General features: G+C 69.4%; 18 protein-coding genes. 6 read left to right on the top strand and 12 right to left on the bottom strand.

Translation table 11 applies throughout. The features are described 5' to 3' along the window. Positions 1–52 precede the first annotated feature (52 nt). The 3 genes from CVV72_RS27790 (at position 53) to CVV72_RS27780 (ending at position 3,533) form a co-directional block, all read left to right on the top strand. Positions 53–769, top strand: coding sequence for a hypothetical protein (locus CVV72_RS27790; protein ID WP_219146472.1), 717 nt, complete (start codon positions 53–55; stop codon positions 767–769). Positions 770–841: 72 nt separating this feature from the next. After that, positions 842–2,104 carry an MFS transporter gene (locus CVV72_RS27785; protein WP_219146470.1) on the top strand — a complete coding sequence of 421 codons (1,263 nt, stop codon included), beginning with the start codon at positions 842–844 and terminating at the stop codon, positions 2,102–2,104. Between the two features lie 253 nt (positions 2,105–2,357). After that, entirely contained in the window at positions 2,358–3,533 is a 1,176-nt protein-coding gene (locus CVV72_RS27780) for a diguanylate cyclase (protein WP_219146468.1), read from the top strand. Positions 3,534–3,625: 92 nt separating this feature from the next. On the opposite strand, the gene CVV72_RS27775 is transcribed toward CVV72_RS27780, so the two are convergent. The 7 genes from CVV72_RS27775 to CVV72_RS27745 form a co-directional block, all read right to left on the bottom strand. Further along, complete coding sequence (locus CVV72_RS27775) at positions 3,626–8,581, bottom strand: RHS repeat-associated core domain-containing protein (protein ID WP_219146466.1); 4,956 nt, start codon at positions 8,579–8,581, stop codon at positions 3,626–3,628. A 33-nt stretch (positions 8,582–8,614) separates the two neighbouring features. Further along, positions 8,615–9,127, bottom strand: a complete 513-nt coding sequence (locus tag CVV72_RS27770) for a YbaB/EbfC family nucleoid-associated protein (RefSeq protein ID WP_219146464.1) — start codon at positions 9,125–9,127, stop codon at positions 8,615–8,617. Continuing rightward, positions 9,124–9,453, bottom strand: a complete 330-nt coding sequence (locus tag CVV72_RS27765; protein WP_219146462.1) for a type VII secretion target — start codon at positions 9,451–9,453, stop codon at positions 9,124–9,126. Before CVV72_RS27765 ends, CVV72_RS27770 begins: the two co-directional genes overlap by 4 nt. Next, complete coding sequence (locus CVV72_RS27760; RefSeq protein ID WP_219146460.1) at positions 9,450–11,429, bottom strand: hypothetical protein; 1,980 nt, start codon at positions 11,427–11,429, stop codon at positions 9,450–9,452. Before CVV72_RS27760 ends, CVV72_RS27765 begins: the two co-directional genes overlap by 4 nt. 12 nt (positions 11,430–11,441) lie before the next feature. After that, positions 11,442–11,852 (bottom strand): hypothetical protein, encoded by a 411-nt coding sequence (locus CVV72_RS27755; protein WP_255632284.1) that lies wholly within the window; start codon positions 11,850–11,852, stop codon positions 11,442–11,444. Positions 11,853–11,881: 29 nt separating this feature from the next. After that, a complete protein-coding gene (locus CVV72_RS27750; RefSeq protein WP_219146458.1) occupies positions 11,882–12,733 on the bottom strand; it encodes an ESX secretion-associated protein EspG in 852 nt (283 codons plus the stop codon). Positions 12,734–13,231: 498 nt separating this feature from the next. Beyond that, complete coding sequence (locus tag CVV72_RS27745) at positions 13,232–16,159, bottom strand: LuxR family transcriptional regulator (protein WP_219154171.1); 2,928 nt, start codon at positions 16,157–16,159, stop codon at positions 13,232–13,234. Between the two features lie 473 nt (positions 16,160–16,632). On the opposite strand from CVV72_RS27745, the gene CVV72_RS27740 reads away from it, so the two are divergent. Next, positions 16,633–17,727: a S1 family peptidase gene (locus tag CVV72_RS27740; protein ID WP_219146456.1), complete on the top strand. Its 1,095-nt coding sequence runs from the start codon at positions 16,633–16,635 to the stop codon at positions 17,725–17,727. Positions 17,728–17,807: 80 nt separating this feature from the next. Here the strand turns inward: CVV72_RS27740 and CVV72_RS27735 are convergent, their stop codons facing one another. Both CVV72_RS27735 and CVV72_RS27730 read right to left on the bottom strand, forming a co-directional pair. After that, the gene (locus tag CVV72_RS27735) at positions 17,808–18,212 is read right to left on the bottom strand and encodes an SsgA family sporulation/cell division regulator (RefSeq protein ID WP_034319994.1); all 405 of its coding nucleotides are present in this window, start codon (positions 18,210–18,212) and stop codon (positions 17,808–17,810) included. Between the two features lie 204 nt (positions 18,213–18,416). Next, positions 18,417–18,890: an Lrp/AsnC family transcriptional regulator gene (locus CVV72_RS27730; RefSeq protein ID WP_219146454.1), complete on the bottom strand. Its 474-nt coding sequence runs from the start codon at positions 18,888–18,890 to the stop codon at positions 18,417–18,419. A gap of 225 nt (positions 18,891–19,115) precedes the next feature. On the opposite strand from CVV72_RS27730, the gene CVV72_RS27725 reads away from it, so the two are divergent. Continuing rightward, a complete protein-coding gene (locus CVV72_RS27725; RefSeq protein ID WP_255632283.1) occupies positions 19,116–20,114 on the top strand; it encodes a beta-ketoacyl-ACP synthase III in 999 nt (332 codons plus the stop codon). Here CVV72_RS27725 and CVV72_RS27720 read toward each other — a convergent pair. Further along, positions 20,101–21,585 (bottom strand): adenylate/guanylate cyclase domain-containing protein, encoded by a 1,485-nt coding sequence (locus CVV72_RS27720; protein ID WP_219154170.1) that lies wholly within the window; start codon positions 21,583–21,585, stop codon positions 20,101–20,103. The two genes, CVV72_RS27725 and CVV72_RS27720, sit on opposite strands and share 14 nt — an antisense overlap. An 84-nt stretch (positions 21,586–21,669) precedes the next feature. Between CVV72_RS27720 and CVV72_RS27715 the strand changes: the two genes are divergently transcribed. Continuing rightward, complete coding sequence (locus CVV72_RS27715) at positions 21,670–22,170, top strand: FBP domain-containing protein (RefSeq protein WP_219146450.1); 501 nt, start codon at positions 21,670–21,672, stop codon at positions 22,168–22,170. Between the two features lie 85 nt (positions 22,171–22,255). On the opposite strand, the gene CVV72_RS27710 is transcribed toward CVV72_RS27715, so the two are convergent. Both CVV72_RS27710 and CVV72_RS27705 read right to left on the bottom strand, forming a co-directional pair. After that, a complete protein-coding gene (locus tag CVV72_RS27710; RefSeq protein ID WP_219146448.1) occupies positions 22,256–23,071 on the bottom strand; it encodes a class I SAM-dependent methyltransferase in 816 nt (271 codons plus the stop codon). 77 nt (positions 23,072–23,148) lie between these two features. Further along, on the bottom strand, positions 23,149–23,841 hold the full coding sequence (locus tag CVV72_RS27705; RefSeq protein ID WP_219146446.1) for a FadR/GntR family transcriptional regulator: 693 nt from the start codon (positions 23,839–23,841) through the stop codon (positions 23,149–23,151). Positions 23,842–23,891: the final 50 nt, after the last annotated feature.

Genomic DNA, 23,891 nt, shown 5'->3' with positions numbered 1-23,891 from the left:
CAGCACGGATCATCGTTGGCGCTGAAGTCGGTTCGCGGGTCAGGATGGCCGCATGACACAGAAAGCCCGGGTCGCCCTGGTCGGCGACCGTTCGGACGGCGTCCGCTCCCATGTCCGGATCCCGACGCTCTTCGCGCGTCTCGCCGAGCGTGACGGCCTCGAAATCGACGCCTACTGGATCCCGACCGACGCCGCCGGCGACCTCACCGGTTTCGACGGCGTCTGGCTGGTGCCCGGCAGCCCGTACCGGTCCGAAGCCGGCGCGGTGGAGACCGTGCGCGCCGCCCGCGAGAACGGCATCCCGTTCCTCGGCACCTGCGCCGGTTTCCAGCACGCGCTGCTGGAATTCGCACGGAACGTCTGCGGCCTCGACGGGATCGGGCACGCGGAGAACGCGCCGGAATCGGACGACCGGCTGATCATCCCGCTGGCTTGTTCGCTCGTCGGGCACGAGGGCGCCGTCCACGTCACGCCGGATACCCTCGCGGCACGGGTCCTCGGGGTGGAACGTTCCGTTGAGCGGTACCACTGTTCGTACGGTCTCGACTCCCGGCATCTGGACACCTTGGCGGCGAACGGGGTCGTCTTCAGTGGATTCGACGACGAGGGCGACGCGCGGATCGCGGAACTGCCGGAGCACCCGTTCTTCCTGGCGACGCTGTTCCAGCCGGAACTCGCCGGCGACGGGACCCGGCCGCATCCGCTCGTCCAGGCCTTCGCCCGTGCCGCCGCGGAGCACGCGAAATTGTCCGTCCACAGTGGACTCTGAGGGGTGTGGTGGTCCGGATGGGCGCTGACACTGCGGAAGTGATCGACTACCGTGAGCCAAGGGGAGGGGCTCATGGAGAAGGGGGATTCCGCTCGGAGCACCACGTTCAAGGCCGCTTTCGCGGTCGGCGAGTTCCGGGCGTTGTGGGCGGCGGAGGCGCTTTCACAGGCCGGTGACCAGCTGGCCAGAGTCGCGTTGTCGGTGCTGGTCTGGGAAAGAACCGCGTCGGCGGGGCTGACCGGGCTCACCTACGGCCTGACGTACCTGCCGACGCTGATCGGGGGCACCCTGTTCGCCGGTCTGGCGGACCGGTATCCGCGGCGGACGGTGATGATCGTCTGCGACCTGCTGCGCGCGGCGCTCGCGGCGCTGATGGCCGTGCCGGGAATGCCGCTCGCGGTACTGGCCGGGCTGCTGGTGCTCCTGACGATGGCGGGCGGCCCGTTCCGGGCGGCCCAGCTCGCGTTGCTCCCGGACGTCCTCGAAGGCGACCGGTACATCGCCGGGCTCGCGGTCCGCACGATCACCATCCAAACGGCACAGCTCGCCGGATTCGGCGGTGGCGGGCTGGTGATCGGCTTCGTGACGCCCTACTGGGGGCTGGTGATCGACGCGGTGACCTTTGTGGTCTCGGCACTGCTGGTGTCCACAGGGGTTCGTCGCCGGACGCCCGTCGCCACGGAATCTTCGGTGAAAAGCCGGGTGGCACGGGCTTTCAGTGGTGAAGGCGCCAGAGAACTGTGGCAGGGCAAGGGAATCCGGGTGCTCTTCGGGCTGAAGATGCTCGCCGGGTTCGCCATCGCGCCGGAGGGGCTCGCGGCACCGCTCGCCGTCGGTCTCGGGGCGGGGACTTTCGCGGTCGGGCTTATTCTCGCGGCGGATCCGGTGGGTTCGGTAATAGGATCGTGGATCTTCACGAAATGGGTTCCGGCGCGACGGAAAACGCGAATGGTCGGCATTCTCGCCATCGCATCCGTCGTTCCTTTGGTCTTTCTCTTCTTTAGCCCGCCGCTGCCGGTGTGCCTGCTGTTGATCGGGCTCAGCGGGGCCTTCGCGGCGCCGTACCACCTGCAGGCCGTCGCGTTGATGGCCCGCGCGGTGCCCGACGGCGTCCGGGCACAGGTGATGGGCCTGACCTCGACGAGTTTGGTGACCGTGCAAGGAATCGGGATCATGCTCGCGGGCGGTCTTGCCCAGTTGACCGGTCCGTTCGTGGCCGTCGGGGTGGCCGCGACGGTGGCCGTGGCCTCGGCGGGGCCGATGGCGATGGCCTGGAAACGCACCATCGCCACCGGCCCCGATGTATGGCTCCCGGCCGGCAGCCGGGCCGGCTGAATTGATGGGATCAGTCCTCGCGACCGTTCATGATGATCCTCCCTCCACTGCTCCATCTGTGTGTTCCGGAATTGACTCGAGCCACCCTCAGTACTACCTCGGATACATTGAAATGTGTACGGAAGGGGGACCGGTGACGATGATTATGGGGGATACGGAACTCGCCGGAGAAGGGACAGGTACACGTCTGAGAGCCTGGGTCCGGCACTGGGAGTTATGGTCCGGACCACGTGGGGTTCCGGCGGTTTTCCTTGTGGTGGAAGGACTTGCGGCGGCAGTCGCCGTAATCGCCCTGCTCCGATCGAACTACGAGACTACGGAATTCGTCCGATTTGGATCACTGCTCGGCCTCGCCGTCCTGCAGGCCGAGCTTTCGCGTTCGGTGGAACGGCTACGGCGCACGCTGTGTGACCGGCCGCATATCAACATGACTTCGGTGTGGACGTTCGCGGGGGTGCTCGTCCTGCCGCAGGGGTTCGCGCTGGCCCTCGGACTGCTCATCTACCTGCATCTTTGGCTGCGGGTGTGGCGGGGGATGAGCCACCGCCCGGCGTACCGCGTGGTGTACTGCGCGGCGGCGATCGTGATCTCCTGCCTGGCGTCGGGGGCCATCGTCTCCGGGTGGAACGGCCTGCCCGTCGGGTTCGCCGGCTCGCTGAAGATCGTCGAGGCGGCGGCCGTGTTCACCGTGGTCAACGCGTTCGTCGTGGCGCTCTCGGTGTACCTGCACACCGGGGCAAAAGCACCGCGTGCGCTGTTCGGCACCGGCGACGACAACCTGCTCGAGATCACCACGCTGGTACTCGGGACCTCGACCGCGCTGGGCATCGTCCACGCGCCGGCGCTCGTCCCGTTCGTCCTGCTGCCGGTGCTGGTGCTGCACCGCAGTGTGCTGGTGCGGCAGCTGGAGATCGCGGCGAACATCGACGGCAAGACCGGCGTCCTGAACGCGCACGCGTGGCACGCGCTGAGCGAGCGGGAGCTCATGTCGGCGGCCAGGGCGAAGAGCAAACTCGGCGTGCTGATGCTCGATCTCGACCATTTCAAGCAGGTCAACGACGTCTACGGGCATCTCGCCGGCGACGTCGTGCTCAAGGCGGTCGCGGAGGCGATCTCCGAGCACGTACGCGATTACGACTCCGTCGGCCGCTTCGGTGGCGAGGAGTTCGTCGTGCTGCTTCCCGGCGCGACGGAGACCGACGTGCTTCCCGTGGCCGAGCGAGTGCGGCGGGCGGTGATGGCGCTCGAGGTCGAGGTCGCGACCGCTTCGGGGCCGCGCGTCGTGCAGGGTCTTTCGGTGTCGATCGGCGCCGCGGTCTACCCGTCCGGCGGAACCGTGCTGGAACGGCTGCTGCACGTCGCCGACTCCGCGCTCTACCAGGCGAAGAACAGCGGGCGGAACCGCGTCGTCGCCCTCGCCGCCGCCTGATCCCCCCTGCCGCAATTAGTCACCTACTTGCCTGAATGCCTGCCGGCGCCCGGCCGCGCTCCGGGGCAAGTAGGTGACTAATTGCGGAGGGGTCAGTCGACGTCCATCGCGTCCGGGTCCTTCTTGCCGTAATCCAGGTCGCCCCAGCCGCCCTCGCCGGTCTGGTACTTCGCCCGGTCGGCCGCGCTCGGCTCCGGGTAGTTGTCGTGGATCCGATCGACTTCCTGCTCGTAGGTCTCGCGGTTCTGCCGCTTCATCTCCTCGGGCCAGTCACCGTCCCGGATGGTGTCCCGGGTCATGTGCAGTTCCTTGACGTCGTGGCTGGACAGCGGCGGGGTGGTCGCGGTCGTACCGGGGCCGGTCGAGTAGGTGAGGCCCTTTCCGCTGGCGTGCGCGTCGTCGATCATCTTGTGGTACGAGTCGTCGGCGATCTTGCCGTCGAGGGTGCCGTCGGTGTTCTTGAACCCGTCCCGGAACGCGTAGTCGAGCTGGTTGAGCTGGATCGCGGTGTTCGGGTCGCCGCCTTCCAGCGCGTTGCGCTCGGAGTCGCGGTATTCCTGGCTGTTCTTGAAACCGCTCGGGTTCGCCGAACCTTCCGTCAGGTCCTGGTCGCCCTTGTTGCCGGTACCGATATGCGACTTGTGCGCGGGTTTGGCCTCCTGATACGCCCAAGCGTGGTTTTCCAGGTCCTTCTGGTCGTGGCTCGAACCCCGCGCGCCGCCACTGCCGCGGCCGATCGCCTCGTAGGGGATCGGGTGCTCGGACTCGTGGGACTGCCCGGACACCTTCTCCCGGCCGTCGGCCTTGAGTTCGTTGTCGTACTTGGCCGTGAGCCGGTTCTGCTCACGGTTCTTCGCGCCGTGCGTGCCGTCGAGATAACTCTGCGGTGGGCGCCGCGGCTTCTTCGGCCCCGGCGCCGGCTTCGGCTTGGTGACCCGGTTGCCCGGCGACTTCGTCTTGCCGCCGCCCCCACGGGAGCCCTTGCCGCAGGCGCCCGTCTTCGGCCTCGTCGGCGCCAGGCCGAGCGGGTCGATCATGTCCGTCGGGTTGCCGACGTAGGCCAGCGAGTCCGACGCCGGTTCGAGGCCGAGCGGGTCGTGCGAGAGGTACCGGCCGGTGGCCGGGTCGTAGTAGCGCTTGAAGTTGTAGTGCAGCCCGGTTTCCGGGTCGTGGTACTGGCCGGGGAAGCGCAACGGCGTGTACGCCCGCCCCGGCGGCGAGAGCACCTTGCCCCACAAGGACGTGTGCACATGCCAGGCGACATCGCCCGATTCGTCGAGCAGTTCGCTCGGTGAGCCGACGAGATCGGTGACGACGGCGTGGAACCGGGCGTCCTGTCCGGCGATCCGTTCGATCTGCGTGATCGGCCGGTCCGTGCCCGGCTCCAGGTCCCAGACGACGGCGGTGCCGCCGCGGATCTCTTCGGCGAGCTTCGAGCCGTCCCAGGTGAAATCGATCTGTTCGAGAATCCGGCCATGGAGGTCGAGGTGCTGCTTGGCGATCCGCCGTCCGAGCGCGTCGTAGTGGTAGAGCCAGCGCTCACCGTCGGGCGTGACGACGCCGGTCAGCCGGTCGTCGGAGTTCCACTGATAGGTCCAGGCACGGCCGGGTTCGCGGCGCGCGATCGTGCGGCCTTCGGTGTCGTGCAGGTACGACGTCGCCCCGGCGCCGGTCATCAGGGTGCCGTGGTAGCGCCGCGGTCCGACGGCCGGATCCGCGCCCGGCCAGCCCGCCTGCGTGATCGCGCCCGCGAGGTTGTAGCCGTAGCTCTCCCGCCAGCCCTGACCCTGGACGTCGACCACGCGGCCCGCCCGGTCGACCCTCAGTGATCGAGGCCCGGAAAGCGAATCCGAGATCGACGAGACGAGTCCGTCCAGCAGGTAGCCGTACTCGCGGTGCTGGACGACACCCCGGCCGGTGGACACGGTCTGCGAGGTCAGCCGATCGGCGGCGTCCCAGCCTTGGCGCAGCTCGACCGGGGTGCCGTCCAGCCGCCGCGCCACTTCCCGGCCTGCCGGGTCGTACTCGAAACGCAGGGTGCGCCCGGCCGTTCGCAGCGCGACGGGGCGGCTCGCCGCGTCGTAGGCGAAGAAGGACTCGGCGCCCGACGGGGTACGCCGCGCGACGCGACGGCCGATGGCGTCGTAGTCCGAAAGGACGGCCCGGCCATTGAGCGCTTCCGAGACGATCCGGCCCAGCGCGTCGTAGGTGACGGTGACCTCGGAATGCGCGTTGCGCGCCGAGGTCATCCGGTCCGCGCCGTCGTAAGTGAACGTGGCGACATCGTCGGCCGCCCGGCGGCCGACGACGCGGCCGAGCACGTCGTATTCGAGGATGACCGTCTGCCCGAGACTATTGGTGCGCGACACCAGTTGCCCGGCGGCGTCGTAGCCGTACCGGGTGCTGCGCCCGTTGAAATCGGTCTCGCTGACCAGGTTCCCGGCAGGGTCGTAGGCGTAGCGCCAGACGAGACCGTGCTCGTTGGTGACCGACACCAGCCGCAGCTCGGTGTCGTACACATAGGACAGTCGATCGCCGTCCGGGCCGATTTCGGCGGTGGGCAGGTCGAACTGCGAGTATTCGGTGCGCACCGCGAGCCCGCGGGCGTCCACGGCTTCGTCGGCCGAACCGGCCGTGGTGCGATTCCAGCGCCACACGGAACCGTCGGGGTCGATCTGCTCGGCGATCTCGCCGAAACCGTCCCACTTCGTCCGGGTGACACCGCCGAGCGGGTCGGTGACCGAGGTGGTCTGCCCGAACTCGTCGTAGGTGTACCGCGTGACCGCGCCGAGCGGGTCGGTGACGGAGACCGGCAGGCCCGCCGCGTTCGACTCGATCAGGGTGACGCCGCCGAGCGCGTCGGTCACGACCGCGACGTTGCCCGCGTCGTCGTAGCCGTAGGTGGTGGTGGCGCCGGTCGGATCCGTGGCACGCACGAGCTTTCCGCGCTCGTCGTACTCGCGGCGCCAGACGGCGCCGTCCGGCCCGGTCCTGCTGGTCCACCGGCCCGGTGCGGAGTACTCGGCGAGCGCGCGGCTTCCGTCGGGCTGCAGCACGGTGACGACGTTCCCGTCGTCGTCCATCTCCCACCGAGTGGTGCGGCCCAAGGCGTCGGTACGGCTGAGCAGCTTGCCGAAGCGGTCGATCTCGGACCGCGTCGTGTTGCCCAGCGGATCGGTCTCCGCGACGATCCGGTGCAGTTCGTCGAGCTGATACCGGGTGACGTGCCCGAGCGAGTTCGTGACCGAGGTGACCAGGTTTTCCCGGTCGTACTCGATGTCGACGTCGAGGAATCCGCCGGTGCCCTGCGCCCGCACGACACGGCCTTCGGAGTCGAAGCCGTATCCGTACCAGCGCCCGTTGACGTCCTCCCAGCGCACGATCCGGCCCTCGGCGTCGTAGGTGAACCGCAGGGGCTGACCGGCGACGTCGGTGATCTCGACCAGGCGGCGCCGCTCGTCGTACCGGTAGTTCCGCAGCGCGGTTTCCGCGCCGGGCAGCCGAAGTGCGGTGACGAGTCCGTCCTTCGACTCGACGAGCAGGCGGTAGCCCGCGGAGTGCTCCAGCTCCCGGGGGACACCGTTGTCGTCGTAGTGCACGGAGATCCGGTGGCCGTCGCCGTCCACGATCGCGCGCAGGGGAAGGGTGTCCCCGGGGCCGGAGAAGAACAGCATTCCGTCGGGAGTGGTCACCCCGTAGCCGTCGTCCACTTTGGACAAGGGAAGCCGCTGCCCGAATTCCGGGAGGACAGAGCCGGAAACCGGGACCGGGTAGGAAAGAAGTGTTCCGTCGGCGAGCGCGAGATGCAGGCCGTCGTCCTCGATCTCGATCCGCTGGTCCACAGTGGACGCCCACGACGTGCCGAAGAACCGGCCGAGGCGGTACGACGAGAGATGCGTCCGCGACATGGTCAGCGGGAGGACGCCGGCGAACACGACGTCGTCCTGGGTCAGCATCATCGAGCCGGTCGCGACGTCGATCGGGTCGCCGCAGCCGCCGCGGTCCTTGGGCGGGACGCGGTCACCCGGGGTGGTTTCGTTGTCCTTGATCCGGTTGTTCGTCTCGGGTTTCGGGGCGCCGCGGTCCTTCGGCGGTGGAGGCGGCGAGCCGGACGGCGTGGTCGATCCGTCCGGGGTCTCGTTCTTCGGCGGCGGAGGCGGATCCGACTTCACCGGCGGTGGATCGCTCTTGCCGGGGCCCGCGCCGGACGGTGAAGTCCCCCCGCCGTCGGGGCTGCTCTTGGGCGTTGTGCCCTCGTCCAGCTTGTTCGGCTTCGGCGCGGGCGCCCCCTTGCCCGGCTGGAGCTTCTTCAGTGCCTTCGCCGCGCTGTCGAACAGGTCGTCCGCTCGCTTCAGTAGCGGCATCAGCGCCTGGAGCGCCTTGACGGTCTTCTTCGTCAGGTTCGCGATCTTGCTCGCGGTCTTCGCCACGGCGTTGACCACCTGCGGGACCACCCAGGTCAGTCCGATCCCGAGGGTGAACAGCACCTGCAGCGCCCAGCTGATCAGATGCCCGATCAGCTCGGCGATGATGTCGCGCACCAGCGCGCGGACGGCGGCGACGACCTCGCCCGCCGTCTTCACCCCGCTGGAGGCGCCTTCGCAACCCGCCTTCGCCGACTCCAGCAGCGTGACCGTGTCCTTGGCCTGTGAGCGGTAAGCGTCGGCCGAAACCCCGGTCCAGCTCTGCAGATCGGCGGAGACCATCCCGGCGAGATCCGCGCCGACGTCGCCGAGCTCGGTCGCGATGTTCATCCAGGTCTCGGCGTTCGCCGCGATCTCGTCGGCGTTGCCGGTGAGCGCGTCGAGCGCCTCCTTGAGCGGGCCGACGTGTTCCATCAGCCAGCCGACGCCGTTCGCGAGGATCGCGCCGAAGGGATCCATCGCCATCGACAGCGCGTCGAGCGCGGTCCCGACCGCGCCCAGCGCCACCGAGGCCCAGTCGCCGCTTTCGATGGCCGATTTCAGCTCGAACGCCGACTCCAGCAGTGACGAGCCGGTGTACGCCTTCGTCGAGTCCTTCACCTCGGCGACAAGCGGGTTACCCACGGCGACCTTCCTCGTGATTCAGGGGCGAGGAGCTCACCAGGGCGAGTTTTCCTCGTCGTCCGGCGCTTCGTGACGCTTGTCGCGAGGCGCGGGCGGCGTGTCGGCGGACGGCGCGGGGGGAGCGGGCGGGTCCGAGGACTCTTCCTCTTCCATCTCGGGGAAGCGGCTGCGCAGGGTGCCGATCATCAGCGCCCTGGTCTCCTGGTCCTCGTCGCCGAGCGATTCCTGCATGACGTCGGCGACCTGGCTCGCGATCCCGGACTGCGCCTTGTGCATGGTCTGGAGGATCTGCCGGGAGAGTTCCTCCAGCGGATACGTCCTGGCCTTGTTCCCGAACTCGATGTCCGTCACGCCGCCGTCCGCCCCGACGGTGATCTTGACCGCGCCGTCGGAGCTGGTCGCGGTCAGCCGCAGCTGCTCCGTCCGCTCCTGCGCGGCCGCGTACCGCTGGGCCTTCTCCTCCAGCCCCGCGGCCCATCGGTCCATTTTGCGCTGGGCCTCGTCGGGGTCCAGCATGAGCTCGCCGAGCTCGTTCCCGCCGGTCACTGCTTTCCTCCGATGTCCAGGGCCTTGAAGTCCGCCTTGAACGGTTCCGCGTTGGTCTTGTCACCGTCTACATAGGACTTGGCCGCGGTGCGGACGTTGTCCGCCGTCGCCTGGATGCCTTCCGCGGCCGCCTTGATCGTCTCCGCCGCGCGTTCACCCGCCGGATTGACGATCGGCGGCAGGAACGCGCACAGCAGGCCGTACGCGTCCGAAGACATCGCCGAACCGGTCGCGCCGTGCGCGGTGTTCAGCCGGTCGACGAGTCCGTCGAGGTGGCTGGCGTGCGCGGTCAGGTCGTCCGGGTCGACCTCGAACGAAGCCGTCACTTCCAGTCCTTGTTCTTCCAGTCACCGATCACCGGTGGTGCCACGACCTCGTCGGGGGCGAAGAAGGACGGGTCGTCGGACTCGACGTAGTCGGCGACCTTGTGCTCCTTGTCCTCCTGGCCCTGCCCCTTGCCGGCACCGGGGGCCATACCGCCCATCGGTGCCATGCCGCCGGGCGTACCCGGCTTGCCACCGGAGCCTGCCGCACGGGCCGCGGCCGCTTCCGCGTCCATCGCGCCCGCGCCGACGGCGCCGCCCATGCCGAGCGAACCCGTCGCCCGTCCGGCCCCGCCGAGACCTCCGCCACCCGCGCCACCGGCACCGCCCGTACCGGCACCGCCGCCACCGAAGCCACTGGTGCCGCCGGTACCGCCACCGCCGGGGATGTTCGGCATACCGAGTTTGGGCGCGTTGTACGGCGTGCCCTTGTAGGAGTTGCCGTCCGGGAACGAGGGACCGGTGAGCCGCTCGCCGATACCGCCGGGACGCGGCATCGGCGGGATGTTCGGCATGACCGGCCTCGGGCCGTTGCTGTTGGGCCCGCCGCCGGTGGGGCCGTTCGGGATGGGGATGTTCGGCGGGGTGAACGGCAGACCGCCACCGGGCCGCGGGCCGCCGCTCTCCGGGATGGGGATGTTCGGCGGGGTGAACGACGGCGGCGTCACGGACGGCGGGGTGTAGCCCGTGGTCCGCGTGCTGTCGTCGATCTTGGGCAGGTTCGGGAGGTGGGGGCCCGTCGAGGCCGCGGGCTTGTAGGTCTCGCCGCCGCCCGGACCGTTCGGGACGCCGATGTTGGGCATGACCGGGCTGGTGCCGGGACCGCCGCCACCGGGACCGCCGCCAGGGCCGCCACCGCCGGGGAAGCCGCCGGGGCCCCCGCCCGGTCCGCCGGTCGGCGAGGTGAACGGAGACACACCGCCGGGACCACCGGCCCCGCCCTGCGGCGTGCCGTCCATCGAAGCGACGAGGCCGTCCGGGCGCGTACGTTCCGAGACGGCGGTGAAGGGGGTGCCTTCGGCGCCTTCGACCGCCATCCGGTCGCGAAGCGTGCCGGCGGGCGCACCCGCGCCACCGCCCGCGGGAGTGCCCTGCAACTGCCTGGTGGCCTGAGCCGTCGGCAGCTTCGGCGGGGCGGGGAACGCCGGGGTGGCGATCGCCGAGCCGACCGTGCTGTCGAAGTCGGTCATCACCTTCGCGGCCTGGTCCCGCGCGTCCTGCTGCTTCTTGAAGGTCGAGAGATCCTTCCCGAGCTGCGCCATGTACACGTGCGGGTCGGTGATCTTCTGCAGGTTGGCGTTGGCCTCCTGCACGCTGAACGCCACCGGCGGGTTCGCCGCCATCAGCTTCTGCGTTTCGTTGAGGGTCTGCGAGTGGATCTGCTGCTGCCGTCCGGCCAGCGTCGCGCCGTTCGCGGTCGAGCCGAGCCATTTGCCGACACCGGCGAGGTGTTCGCGGGCCGCGTCGCCGCCCTCGCCCTCCCAGTTGGCCGTGCTCGCGTTGATCGCCTTCGCCAGGTTGCGCTGGTGCGTGGCCAGGTCGTTGCCGGCCCGGATCCACTCTTCGGAGGTCTCGGCGACCGCGGCCGGATCCGCATTGTCCGCGATCGCGGCCTGCATCTGCTCGTGGGTGGCGTTGGCCCAGACCGTGGACGGCGGCTCGCCGGGCTTGCGGATCTCCAGGTTCTTGTCGAGGCCTTCGCGCGCCTTCTCCAGCTGCCCCTCGTACATCTTCTGCGTGAAGATGTCCTTGAAGCCGTTGAGGGCGGTGTCACCCCAGCCAAGGATGGTGAAGAGGAGGTCCGTCCCGGCCGAGGCCCCGGCCCGGATCTCGTCGCCGGACGCGGCCTCGTCCGCCAGCGGCCCGACGTAATAGGCCGACGACGAATCGGCCGTGACGTCGTAGAACGGGTCGTCCGGGTTGTAGTCCTCGGAAGCGGGATCGGAGACCTTCGCGGTCTTCTCCGCGGATTCCGTCACGGGTCTCTCCTCTTAGATCTCGGTGTCGATCCGCTTCAAGGTGCGCTGGTTCTCTTCGTCGCGCTCCCGGTAGTTCCGCTTGGCGAGTTCGATCGCCTCGACGTAGGTCGGGAATTCGGCGCGGGCGGCTTCGAGCTGCGTGAGCAGGCCCTGCGCGTCCGTCGCGGTGCCGTGCATGTGCTGGGACACCCAGCGCGCGGTCGCGGTGGAGCTCATCGGCGGCGTCTTCTGCAGCTTGGTCAGCGCGCTCCAGCGCTCTTCGAGACTGTCGATCACACCCTGGAGCGAGCGGATCATCTCCTGACCGGTGCTCTCGTCGACGGCGAAGCTGCCCTGCTTGGCCATCTCCTTCAGCCGCGCACTCGCGAATGCCACCTTGCGCGCCGCGATCACCGGCTCCAGTGCTTGTGCTTCCTCGGTCAACGGAGGATCCTCTCGCCCGGTTCAGAGGGTCAGTAGATGTCAGCGATGGCGTCCCGGATCGCGTTCGCCACGCCCGACTGACTCGCCGGGTCGTAGTGACCGATCACGGCACCGGAGGCTTCGTCGGTCTCGGTCCGGACCAGGTACCGGCCGTCTTCGGTGTCGAGCCAGCTCAGCGGCGTCGACCGGAGCCGTTCGCCGCGGCGGCCGATGCCGCTCACGATGATGTACCCGCCGCCGAGCCGGGTCCCGGACAGCACCTTCTCCAAGACCTCGACGTCGCTCTCGTCGGTGCGCCGGGCCGGGGCCTCCGGCCGGGCGCGGACGACGCCGGTGAACTGGAGGTTGCCGAACGCGTCGGTCTCTTCTTCGTCGAACTCGGCCTCGGCCTGACGGCGCGCGGTCATCGCGGAGACGGCGCGCTCCTCCTTCTGCACGATCGTGCGGCGGCCGGTCGACGCGGGGCGCATCCGCGGTAGCACGCCGGAAAGGACCTCGACCAGCTCTTCGTCGGAGAAGAGCGCGAACTGCAGGAGGTCTTCGCCGTGGGCCTGCGTGATGCCGAGCGCCTGCCTGCCGTCGGTGAGGGCGAGGACGGCGATGTCCTGGCCGATGCCGTCGATACCGTTGATCGAGACGGTGATCCGGTGGTTCCCCAGCAGCGCGAACGCGGTGCGGACGGCCTTGTTCAGCTCGCCGCTGATCGACAGGCGGCGCTGCTCGAGGTCGGTGTAGACCTTCCGGATGACCGTGGCGTAGCGCTCCGGGTCGATCGAAGTGTTGCGAACGCGCAAGGGAAACAGCCGGACGTCGACGCCCAGCGCCTGCCCGACCACGGTCGCCTCTACCGTCCCCAGCGCGAAATCGGCTCGCTCAGCCATGCTTCTGCGCTACTCCCTCGAGGGCGCCGGGCCCCGACTTTGTTAATGGCCCAAACAAACTAGCACAGCGCATGACACTACGGAACCATACGCGCACGGCTGGACCCGATGGAATGGATCACCATGCCCGATCGGGCACTTTTCTTGCCCCTAAAGGAATAGCGGGCCTGCTCAGCCGGTCACCCGGCGAGTGCCGGCGGGTCCGGGCCGGGGTGTCGCGAAAGCCACTTTCGCGGCGTCTGAGGTCCCGAAAGTGGCTTTCGCGACACCCTCTCCGGGGCTCGCCACGGTGGCCGACTGTCCACAAGGGACGTTTCCGGAGCGGAAGTGCTCGATGGGGGCGCCCCTGGCCCGGTCACACCTTGGTGACCGTCAGGTGCGCCCCACCTGCACCAGCAGTCACAACGGCTGCGCGTGAAGGCCCCCTTCCCTCGGCTCAGCCGTGGAAACTCGACCTTCACACCTCGGGTGGAGGCAGGACACCCCGGGGGGCCGAAGTCAGCGGTCGGCGGAAGCGGGCGCGTAGGTCGTCATCCGGCGGGCCACGTCCGTCCGCGACCGGGCCCCGAGTTTCCGCAGCACCTTGGCGACGTGCTGTTCGACCGTACGCGGGGAAAGGAACAGTCCGTCCGCTATCTCCCGATTCGTCCGTCCGTCGGAGAGCATGCGCGCGACCTCGAGTTCCCGGGGCGAAAGCTCCTGGCCGTAGCCGCGCCGCCCCCGCTGTGAGGGGGCCCACGCCCCGTGTTCCCGCAGCTGATGGCGGCAGCGGCCGGCGTCCCTGGTCGCGCCGAGCCGCTCGTAGGCCTCCGCGGCCGCCGCGAGCTCCTCGATCGCCTTGCGGTCGCCCGGGGTGTGACGGCCCGCGTTGAGCCGGGCCAGCGCCGCGCGCTCCCGGGCGCCGATCGCCTGATACGGCATCGGCAGCGCCTCGTAGCCCGCCGCGGCCTCGTCGAAAACCGTTGCCGCGGCGGGATGTTTGCCGCGCGCGTCGAGCAGGATCGCCCGGCCGGCGAGCAGCGCGACCCGGGAGACCGGCGAGTCCTTGCCTTCGACCCCGCGGGCGAATTCCTCGACCACGGCGTCCGCTTCCGACCAGCGCCCTGCCCGCGTGTAGGCCTCTGCAGCGGCCGGGACCAGCGCTGCCGCCCACACCCAGACACCCTTGCGCCGGGCCGCCGCGACGGCGTTGTCGGCCGCCGCGCACGCGCCGTCGACGTCGTCCGTCGCGAGGAGCACCCGGATCAGGACCCCGGCGGCCGAGAGGACGACGGGGATGGGCCCGTGTTCCGGGGCGTGGACGCTCGCCGCGGCCAGATGTCGTTGCGCGGCGGCGAATTCCCCGCGAACGGCGGACAACCCGCCGAGGACGAGCGAGCACTCCATGACGATCGGGCCCAGGTCGGGATAGGCGTCGCGCAGCTGTTCGGTGGCCTCCGCGAGGCCGGACCAGTCGCCGCGCACCCAGTCGAGCCGGACGCGGGTACCCTGCGCGAGCCCGGCGGCGTAGAGCGCGCCGGCGTCGGTCGCCCGGCGGATCCCTTCCGTGACCAGCTTTTCCGCCCTGGTCAGGTGGCCTGCCCAGGACTGCGCGTCGGCGAGGTTGCACCACAGCCGCGCCAGCTGGACCCGCTCGGCGACCCCGCTTCCCTGGTCCGGCAGTTCGGTGAACTCGGTCCAGGCCGACCCGTCGCCGATATGCGCCTGGGTGGAGATCCGGTCGCCGAGGAGCGCGAGCCGCAGTTCCGGGTCTTCGATCCGACCGAAGACCTCGCGGGCCCGCTCCATCCAGACCTCGTGCCAGGACAACGGGGTCAGCCCGTCGATCGGCTGGGCGAGCAGGTTGATCCCGCGGGCGGCCAGTTCCGGCTCGTCGACCAGCTCGGTGATCGCCTTCTCCACCTCGACCCGGCCACGGCCGAGGCGCCCGATCGTGCGGACCAGCAGCATCCCGAGGCTGAGCCGGATCGTCCCGCGCACGCTCGGGCGCAGGTCGGTGAGGTCTTCGAGGATCCGCTCCAGTGTCTCGATGACGTCCGGGCGGAACCCGCGCAGCGCGACCTGGCTGAGCTTCGTGGCCAGCCGGGCGATGTCGTCCTCGCCGAGCCCCGCCTCGGCGAGCACGGACTGGAGCAGGTCGATGGCCCGTGACGTGTCACCGTGGGCGATGGCCTCGTCGGCGGCGGCTTCGGCGTAGTGGCGCCACTGTTCCGTCCGCCCCGCCGCGCGCGAGTGGTTCGCCAGCAGGGTGAGCGGCGGGACCGGCTGACCGGCGAGCACCTGGATCGCGCGCGAATGCAGCAGGGTGCGCTCCGGGCCGCTCACCGTGTCATAGACCGCCTTGCGGGCCAACGGATGCCGGAAGCCGTAGCGGTCGCCGCCGAGTTCGCCGAGGACCCCGCCATCCAAAGTGGACAAAAGGGCCGAGCGGAGCGCGTCGCCGTCGAGGCAGGCGAGTTCGCCGATCACCGACGGCTCGGACGGGACGGCGAGCACCGCCGCCGCGCGGGCCAGCCGGACGGCGGGCTCCGGCAGTGCTTCGAGCCGTTCGGTGATGGCCTCACGCAGGGAGATCGGGACTTCGAGGCTCTCCAGCAGCCGGTCGCTCAGCACTTCCCCGATCGGCAGGCGTCCGGCCGCGTCCCGCAACGCCCGCAGGGTCTCCTCGACCACGAACGGGATCCCGGCGGTGCTTTCGTGGAGCTTCGCGACGAACGGTGCGGAAACCCGCGGCAGGTCCAGTAGTTCCTCGGCCAGCTTCCCGACGGCTTCGACGTCGAGCGGGCCCAGTGTCACGCGGGCGGTCTGGACGTTCGGCGGGGTGCGGAAGGGGATGCCCGCACCGCCGTGTCCCGACGGCGAGCCGGTCCGGTACGCCGCGACGACGGCCAGTTCGGCCGGCATGGCCGCGGCGAGGAACCGCATGAGGTCACGGGTGCCTTCGTCGGCCCACTGCAGGTCGTCGATCAGGACGAGCGCGGGCCCGCAGGCGATCAGCAGTTCGCGGACGGCGCGGAACTGGCGGTGCCGTTCGGCGCACGGGTCGGCGAGTGGTTCCGGTTGAGGCGGAAGGCTTTCGGCCAGTTCGGGCAGCAAGGGTCTCAGCACCCCGGCGACGGGGCTGAGCGAACCGAGCGGCCGGTCGCCCGCCGAACGCAGCGCTTCGAGCACCGGTCCGAACGGGAACGGCTCGCGCATCGGCTGGCAGGCACCCCGGAGCACCCGGGTGGCCGCGAATTCACGGCGTCCGGCCAGCTCGTCGAGCAGCCTGCTGCGGCCCATCCCGGGTTCGCCTTCGATCAGCACGGCGGCGGGACGGCGCAGCAGGATCTTCACGATCGCCGAGACCTCGACGTCGCGGCCCACGAGCGCCGTCGATCCGGCGCGGACCGAAACCGAGGTCGGGCGAGGGGTGGCAAGCCACATCATGCGCTCCTCGGTGGGGAGTTCCCGCTGAGCCCGACACGATCTTGTGCGTTGTCCTGCGGAGCCTAAGCACTGCCTACCTGGTCGTAAACCACCCAACACGGACACCATGGGCACCCCGTGAGGCCATCTGCGGACGCAGCGTCACCGGTTGGGCGACGGATCGTCGGTTGGAAAATCACTGGACACCCGAAACGTCGGCGACGAACCCGATTCAGCGATTCATCCCACGTTCAGGGGGTGGCCATGACTACGCAAGGTATTTGCTTCGAAACCCTACTTACGGACGTGCCCGTCCGGGTGCCTGCTCTAGGTGTCCGCCCGTGGAGCAGGGGATTCGGTTCCCGAAGAATGGGTATACCTATCCCGCGCCGACCCGGATTGCGGCCTTCGTCCGAGTCCAGAACGCTCACCCGTCAGGGGAGGGACATCGCATGGCGAACCGGAGCCGTGCGTGATGACGAGGGAGAAGCATGAAGATCACGAAGCTCCTCGGTGTGGCCGCCACGGCAGCACTGGCCACCGGTGCGCTCGTCACGGGTACCCCCGCGGCAGCGTCCTCGGAAACTCTGCTCAATCAGGAAATGGTTCCCGCCCTGCAACGGGACCTCGGCCTGACCGCCGGTCAGGCACTCGCCCGGATCCAGAGCGAGACCGCCGCCGGCAAGCTCGAACAGTCGCTCGCTTCGGCGCTCGCCGGCAGCTTCGGCGGCGCCAGCTACAACGAGGCCACCGGCAAGCTCCGCGTCGGCGTCACGGACGCGGCGAAGCTGGGGCAGGTCCTCGCCAGTGGCGCGGAAGCGGAACTCGTGCGCTTCTCGGCCGCCCAGCTCGATTCCACTGTGGACAAACTGAACGCGGGTGAGCGCGCGGCGGACGGCGCGATCACCGGCTGGGGTGTCGACACCAGGACCAACCGCGTGACGGTGAACGTCCTGCCGGGCAAGAGCGGTGTCGTCGACTCATACCTGGAGAAGACCAAGGTGGACAAGGCCGCCGTCGCGGTGGTCGAGACCACTTCGGTGCCGACGCTGAAGTACGACGTCCGCGGTGGCGACGCGTACTACATCAACAGCTCTTCGCGTTGCTCGATCGGCTTCTCGGTCAACGGCGGCTTCCTCACCGCCGGGCACTGCGGCCCGGGCACGGTGACCGGCTCCAACCGGGTCGCGATGGGCTCGTTCGCCCGCGTCAGCTTCCCGACCAACGACTACGGCCACGTCCGGGTCAACAGCAACTGGGTGCCGCGCGGCATCATCAACAACGGCACCCGCGTGAGTGGTTCGACCGTGGCGGCCACCGGCGCGTCGGTCTGCAAGTCCGGGTCGACCACCGGCTGGACCTGCGGCACCGTCGGCGCCAAGAACCAGACCGTCCGCTATGCCGAGGGCACGGTCTACGGCATGACCGCCACCAACGTCCGCTCGCAGGCCGGCGACTCCGGCGGCTCGTTCATCGCGGGCAACCAGGCGCAGGGCATGTTGTCCGGCGGAAACAGCTCGGTGACGTACTTCTTCCCGGTGCGGCCGGCGTTGTCCGCGACCGGGACCTCCCTGGTCCTCGGCTGACCCCGAACACAGGACGAAGGGCGGACCGAGTGCCTCCAGCGCACTCGGGCCGCCCTTCGTCTTCTCGCCGCGGGAAAGTCTCAGACGTTGCTGATCTCCTCGATCAGCGCCTCGACGTCGAAGTGCTCGCTCTCGGAGCCGAGCGGGACGAGCTCGTACGTGGACTCGAGGAACGTCTCGACGTCCTCACGCTCGAGCTCGAACGACGCGTAACCGTCGGGCGACTCGATCTCGAGCGTCAGCAGCGCCTCGTCCTCCGAGAGGTCGGGGCGGACGCGGACGTCACCGAGTCCGGCGGGGTCGGTGAGGCCGGTGACGAGCAGCTCACGCGCGAAGGTCCACTCGACCCACCGGCCGCGCTCCGTCCGGAACGACACGGTGACCGCGAACGGTTCACCGGCGTGGAACGACAGGCGGGAAAGAACGGGCGTGCTGCTGTTGTTCAGCAGAACGAACTGGCTCTGGTGAATTGCGTCGGTGTGCACGGCCACTCCTCGGTGCTCGTGGTTCGCGCGGCGCGAACTTTTCGTCTCGAGGAGGAGATGGCCGGACGTACGCCGGATGACGCGACTGCGGCGACGTTCACGCTATCGGCTGCATATGTCCATAGTGGTGTAACGCCGGGCACAGACCCCTTGCGTTCATGCGGATACCCGTGGTGACGAGGTCGTCTTGTCCTTTTTGGACCCTCAGGGCTCCAGCGGCAGCGCCAGTCCGGTCTTGACCCGGTCCATCGCCACCGACGTCGTGAAGTGCCGCACGTTCGGGTTGTCGAAGAACATCCGCCGCGTGAACGTCTCGAAATCCGCCATGTCCCGGCACGTCACCACGAGCACGAAATCCGCGTTGCCGGTGACGTAGTAACACTGCTGGACGTTGTCGTCCGCGAGCACCTGACGCCGGAACCCGTCGAGGACCGCGAGGTTCTCGCGTTCCATCTCGACCATCACCACGAACGTCATCGACAGCCCGAGCGCCCGCGGCGACAGCACCGCCACCTCGCGTTCGATCACCCCGGTCTCGCGCAGTCGCTTGATCCGCCGCTGAACGGCGGCCGCGGACAGGCCCACCTTCGCGCCGATGTGCTCGGCGATCGTGCGGGCGTCGGACTGGAGGCAGGCGAGGATGGCGATGTCCATGCGGTCGAGGTCGGGTGTGTGCACCAGGTCAGGCTAACCGGACGGCTGTCCAAGGCGCCTGTTCTTCGCTCGCGCCTCGACGCGGCGTGCGTCACCCGTTCGGGTGCGCGGCCCGTGTGCCCGGTCACTCCCAGGCGTAGATGAGAATTCTTTGAATTGTGACCCGGAACACAACTGACGGGTCTACTGAATGGTAGCGCTTACAAGTGAATGGCAGACCTCTCATTTGCCCCGCGAAAGGATTTCTTGGTGCCCTCATCTCAGGCCGCCGTTCTCGCCGGTCTCGGCTCATGGCTGCCTCCGCGCGTGGTGGGCAACGAGGAGATCGCCCAGCGGCTGGACACCTCCGATGAGTGGATCCGCTCGCGGACCGGCATCGCCGAACGCCGGGTCGTCGATCCCGGGACGTCCACTGTGGACCTCGCGGTCGAGGCGGGGCGCCGGGCGCTGGCGTCGGCGGGTGAGACCGCGGCGGACGCCGTCGTGCTCGCGACGTCCACCGCGGACCAGCTGTGCCCGGCCAGCGCGCCGCAGGTCGCGACCGAACTCGGGCTGAACGGTGTCGCCGCGTTCGACGTCAACGCCGTGTGCAGCGGGTTCGTCTACGGGCTCGCCACCGGCGCCGGGCTGATCGCCGCCGGGATCGCGCGGCGGGTGCTGGTGATCGGCGCCGACGTCTTCACCTCGCTCGTCGACCCCGAAGACCGCGGGACGGTGCCGATCTTCGGCGACGGCGCCGGCGCAGTCCTCCTGCGCGCGGGCGACCCGGACGAGCTCGGCGCGCTCGGCCCGTTCGACCTGCACAGCGAGGGCGCGCTCGCGGAACTGCTCTGGGTCGAAGCGGGCGGCGCGAAGAACCGCCGCTCGGAGGACCCGCGAGACCACTATCTGGTGATGCAGGGCCAGACCGTGTTCCGGCACGCCTGTGCCCGCATGGCCGAATCGGCGCGCGCGGTACTGGACTCCGCGGGCTGGGTGGTCGGCGACATCGACCGGTTCATCGGGCACCAGGCGAACATCCGCATCCTGCAGACCTGCGCGAAGCAGCTCGGGCTCGCGGAGGACGTGATGTACTCGAACATCGAGAAGGTCGGCAACACGAGCGCGGCGTCGATCCCGATCGCGTTGGCCGACGCGGCCAAGGAGGGGGTGCTCCAGCCGGGGCACCGAGTCGTGATGGGTGCCTTCGGCGCCGGGCTGACCTGGGGTTCGACGCTGCTGCGCTGGCCGGACCTCATTCCGGGCTGAGCGAGGTCGCCTCCCAGGCGTGCGTCGGCTCCTGTCGCCCGCGCAGTTCGAGTTCCGCGTACGGCTTCCAGTGCGAGCGCTCGCTCTCCAACGCCGCATCGAGCACCGCCTCGCTCGCCAGGATCCGGCCGTCGGCGGATTTCGCGTACTCCGTCAGGCGAGCGGCCTCGTTCACCGCGTCGCCGATGACGGTGTACTCGAACCGGCTGCTCGTCCCCAGCTGACCGGCGAAGACCCGCCCGCTCGCGACGCCGATGCCGAGGTCCAGCTCACCCGTCTCCTGGACGGCGTCCCGGATGGCCCGCGCGGCCGAAAGCGCCGCCGTCGGCGCGTCCGCGAGCCTGGTCGGGGCGCCGAAGATGCAGAGCGCGGCGTCACCCTGGAACTTGTTGACCAGCCCACCGCGTGCCCCGACCGCGTGCACCACGCTGGTGAAGAACCGGTTGAGCGTCTGCACGAGGTCTTCGGGCGGGGTGCGGCTCGCCAAGGCCGTCGAATCGACGACGTCGACGAACAGTGCCGTCACGTCGCGCACGTCACCCGAAAGGGAGGCGCCGTACTCCAGCGCGTGCCGCGCGACCTCGTCCCCGACGTGCCTGCCGAAGAGATCCCGCATCCGCTCCTGCTCGCGGAGCCCGGCGGCCAGGTCGTTGACCGAGGTCTGGAGCAGGCCGATCTCGCTGGAATCGTCGACGTCGACCACGATCTCCTTGTTGCCGCGCGCGATCTCGTCGAGAGCGACCCGCAGCCGGTGCAGCGGCGTCGCGACGGCCTTCGCGAGCAGGCCCGTCCCGATCGCGCCGACACCGAGGCCGATCGCCGAAAGCATGATCAGGCTCGCGACGTGGTCACCCTGGCCGAGGTCCGGCGGGGCGGCCACCAGCAGCACACCGAGGAACGGCACGCCGCTCGCCAGCGACCAGGTGACGACCACCCTGGTCCGCACGGTGACCCTGAGCGTCCCCTTCGGCGGGGTCACCTTGAGCGCGATCGTCATCACCGGCCGCGCGACCCATTCCGCGGCGAGATAGGTGAGGCCGACCGTGGTCAGCCCGCCGAGCCCGATCACCAGCGCCATCCCCAGCGCGTCCATCCAGGACCCGAGCACCCGCGCGAGCGCGCCGAGCACGATCGTGCCGATCAACCAGAGCGTCCCGCTGACGATCCCCATGTCGACCGGGAGCCGGAGTGCCAGCTCGGCCTCGGCCTTCGTCGGCGGACGGCCGAACACGAACCAGACCGCCGTGCGCCGCTGGAGCCATGCCGTCCACACGGTGCCGACGATCAGCGACAGCGTGACGATGCCGGCCGCGGTGACGCCGAGGATCCAGCCGCGATCGCCGACCTCGCTCGGCAGGCCCTGCAGGAGCAGCAGCAACGCGACCACGCCGGCGCCGCACACGCTGGATCCGACGCCGAGCGCGGCGAAGCCGAGACTGGTCCTGAGCACCAGCCGGAACCGGCTCGACATCGTCTTCCCGCGCACCCGGTGATCGTATGACCTCCGGCGAAAAACGGTTCGCCCGTTCTCGGGTGCGCTGGTTACCGTGCGGGTATGGAACCGCTGGGCCAGGACGAGATCAGAGCGTCCTTCGTGAACTGCACCCGAGGCGAGGCCAAGGGGGTCACGCTGCCCGCCCGGCCCGAAGAGATCCCTTGGGAGAAAAGGGAATTCCTCGGCTGGCGCGATCCGAAGGCCGCCTCCAGGGCGTATCTCGTGCTGCCGTACCGCGGGGAAACCGTCGGGCTGTCCCTGCGGGCCGCTCCCCGGCCGAAGGGCCGTGTCCTGCTGAGCAACATGTGCGGCCTGTGCACCACGACACATCCGCTGTCGGACATCGCGCTGTTCTCCGGCCGTCGCGCCGGGAAATCCGGGCGTGAGGGGAACACGCTCGGCATCTACGCGTGCGCGAATCTGGCGTGCAGCCAGTACATCCGCGGCGAGTTGCAGTCGGACGTGCCGCAGCCGTTCGAGTCCCTGACGCTGGAGGAGCGTGTCCTCCGGCTGGAGGACAAGCTGCACCGGTTCGTCGAGCGGGTGCTGGAGTCACGCTGACGGGCGGGCCGCCGGTTCGCCTCCCAGCACGCGAGTTACGGGTTCAATCACGCGAGTTACGCTGACTCACGAGCCGCACTCGCTTTCAGAACCGCATCCGCAGGATCCGCCCCATCTTCTTGAACGCCGGGAACAGCCCCGCGATCCACAACTGCGCCCGCATCGACGCCGAAATCCGCGCCTTCACCTCAGGCGTCGCGTAATCCGTCGAGTCCAGTTTCGACACCAGCGTCAAGCCGAGCCGTTCCAGTTCGGAGATCTCGTCGATGCCCCAGTACAGCGTCGCCTTGGCCTTGCGGACCACGGGATTCAGCTTCTGCAGTTTGATCCCCAGCCTGCTGAAGACGTCGAAGACCATTTCGCCGCCTTGCGGGAAATGCGCGATCAGCCGCCGCAGCAGTTCCTCGCCTTCGGACGGCCGTAGGTACATCGTCAGCCCCTCCGCGATCACCAGGCCGGGTTTGTCCGACGGGATCTCGTCGAGCCAGCCGAAGTCGGTCACGGACGAGCCGATGGTCCGGTAACCGTCCCGCGCGGGGTAGATCCGGGCGCGCAGGTCGACGACCTCGGGGTAGTCGACATCGAACCACCGCACCGAAGGCGGCGGGTCGACGCGGTACATGCGGCTGTCCATCCCGCAGCCGAGCTGGACGACGGTCGCGTCCGGGTGTTCCCGCAGGAACGCCGAAGCCCAGTCGTCCATCGGCTTGGCCCGCATCGCGACGGTCAGGCCCATGTCGGAGTTCACGCCGAGCGAAGCGAAGTCGTAGTCGATCCGCTTGACGGCCTCGTCGGCGGCCTTGTCGCCGAGGATCGGCCGGTCGCCGCGGGCGTCGAGCGCCCGGCCGTACAGCGTGGCGAGCATCGTCGCCTTCTCTTCGGTGAACCGGACCTTCTCCACCGCACACCCCCGTCAGAAGTTTCACAACCTTCTGAAAACTCTACCCGTGTGGATCCCCGGGCGCCATCGAGGAAACGTCAATCCCGGGTCGTGTAGTCGTGGACGTAGGTCTTGGCGTCGAGCAGATGCCGCAGGGTGATCTCGCGTGCGGCCGCCGCGTCCGAACCGCGGATCGCTTCGAGGATCGCGCGATGCTCGTCGACGGCCTTCCGGATCTGTCCCGGAAGCCGCAGCGCCGCCCGCCGTTCCTCGCCGACCAGGGACAGCACCGAACGCAGCAGATCGGTGACGTCGTCGTTGCCCGCGTTCTCCGCGATCACCCGGTGGAATTCGGCGTCGGCCGCGATCACGCGCAGCATGTCGCCGTCGGCCGCGGCCCGGTCCATCTCCTCGACGGTGCCTTCCAGCCGGGCGAGCACGCGCGGCGTGTGGTCGAGCGCGAGCCGCTCGGCGAGCGTCGGCTCGACGGTGGTCCGCAGGTCGAACAGCTTCTCGACCAGCTGCTCGTGCTCGGAGAACCAGCCGCGCAGGGGTTGCTCGTCGAGCTTCTCGCGGACGTACGTCCCCGAGCCCGGCCGCACCTGCACGTAGCCGATGGAGTCCAGCACCCGCAACGCCTGCCGCAGCGAACCGCGGCTGATCCCGAGCTGTTCGCAGAGCGCCCGTTCGGCGGGCAGCCTCGATCCGGCGGGGAGCCTGCCCGAATCGATCATCGTGCGCAGATGATCGACGGTCGCACTCCACACCTGTTCGCGCTCGTCGTCGGCCACCGGGCCATCCTCGCAGGTTCGCCCGCTCGTCCGGGACTGTCGGTGGCCGA

This window comes from Amycolatopsis sp. TNS106 (assembly GCF_019330265.1).
GTDB classification, from domain to species: Bacteria; Actinomycetota; Actinomycetes; order Mycobacteriales; family Pseudonocardiaceae; genus Amycolatopsis; species Amycolatopsis lurida.
Note: the sequence above shows the minus strand (reverse complement) of the source record. Positions and strands in the feature narration are given on the sequence as shown.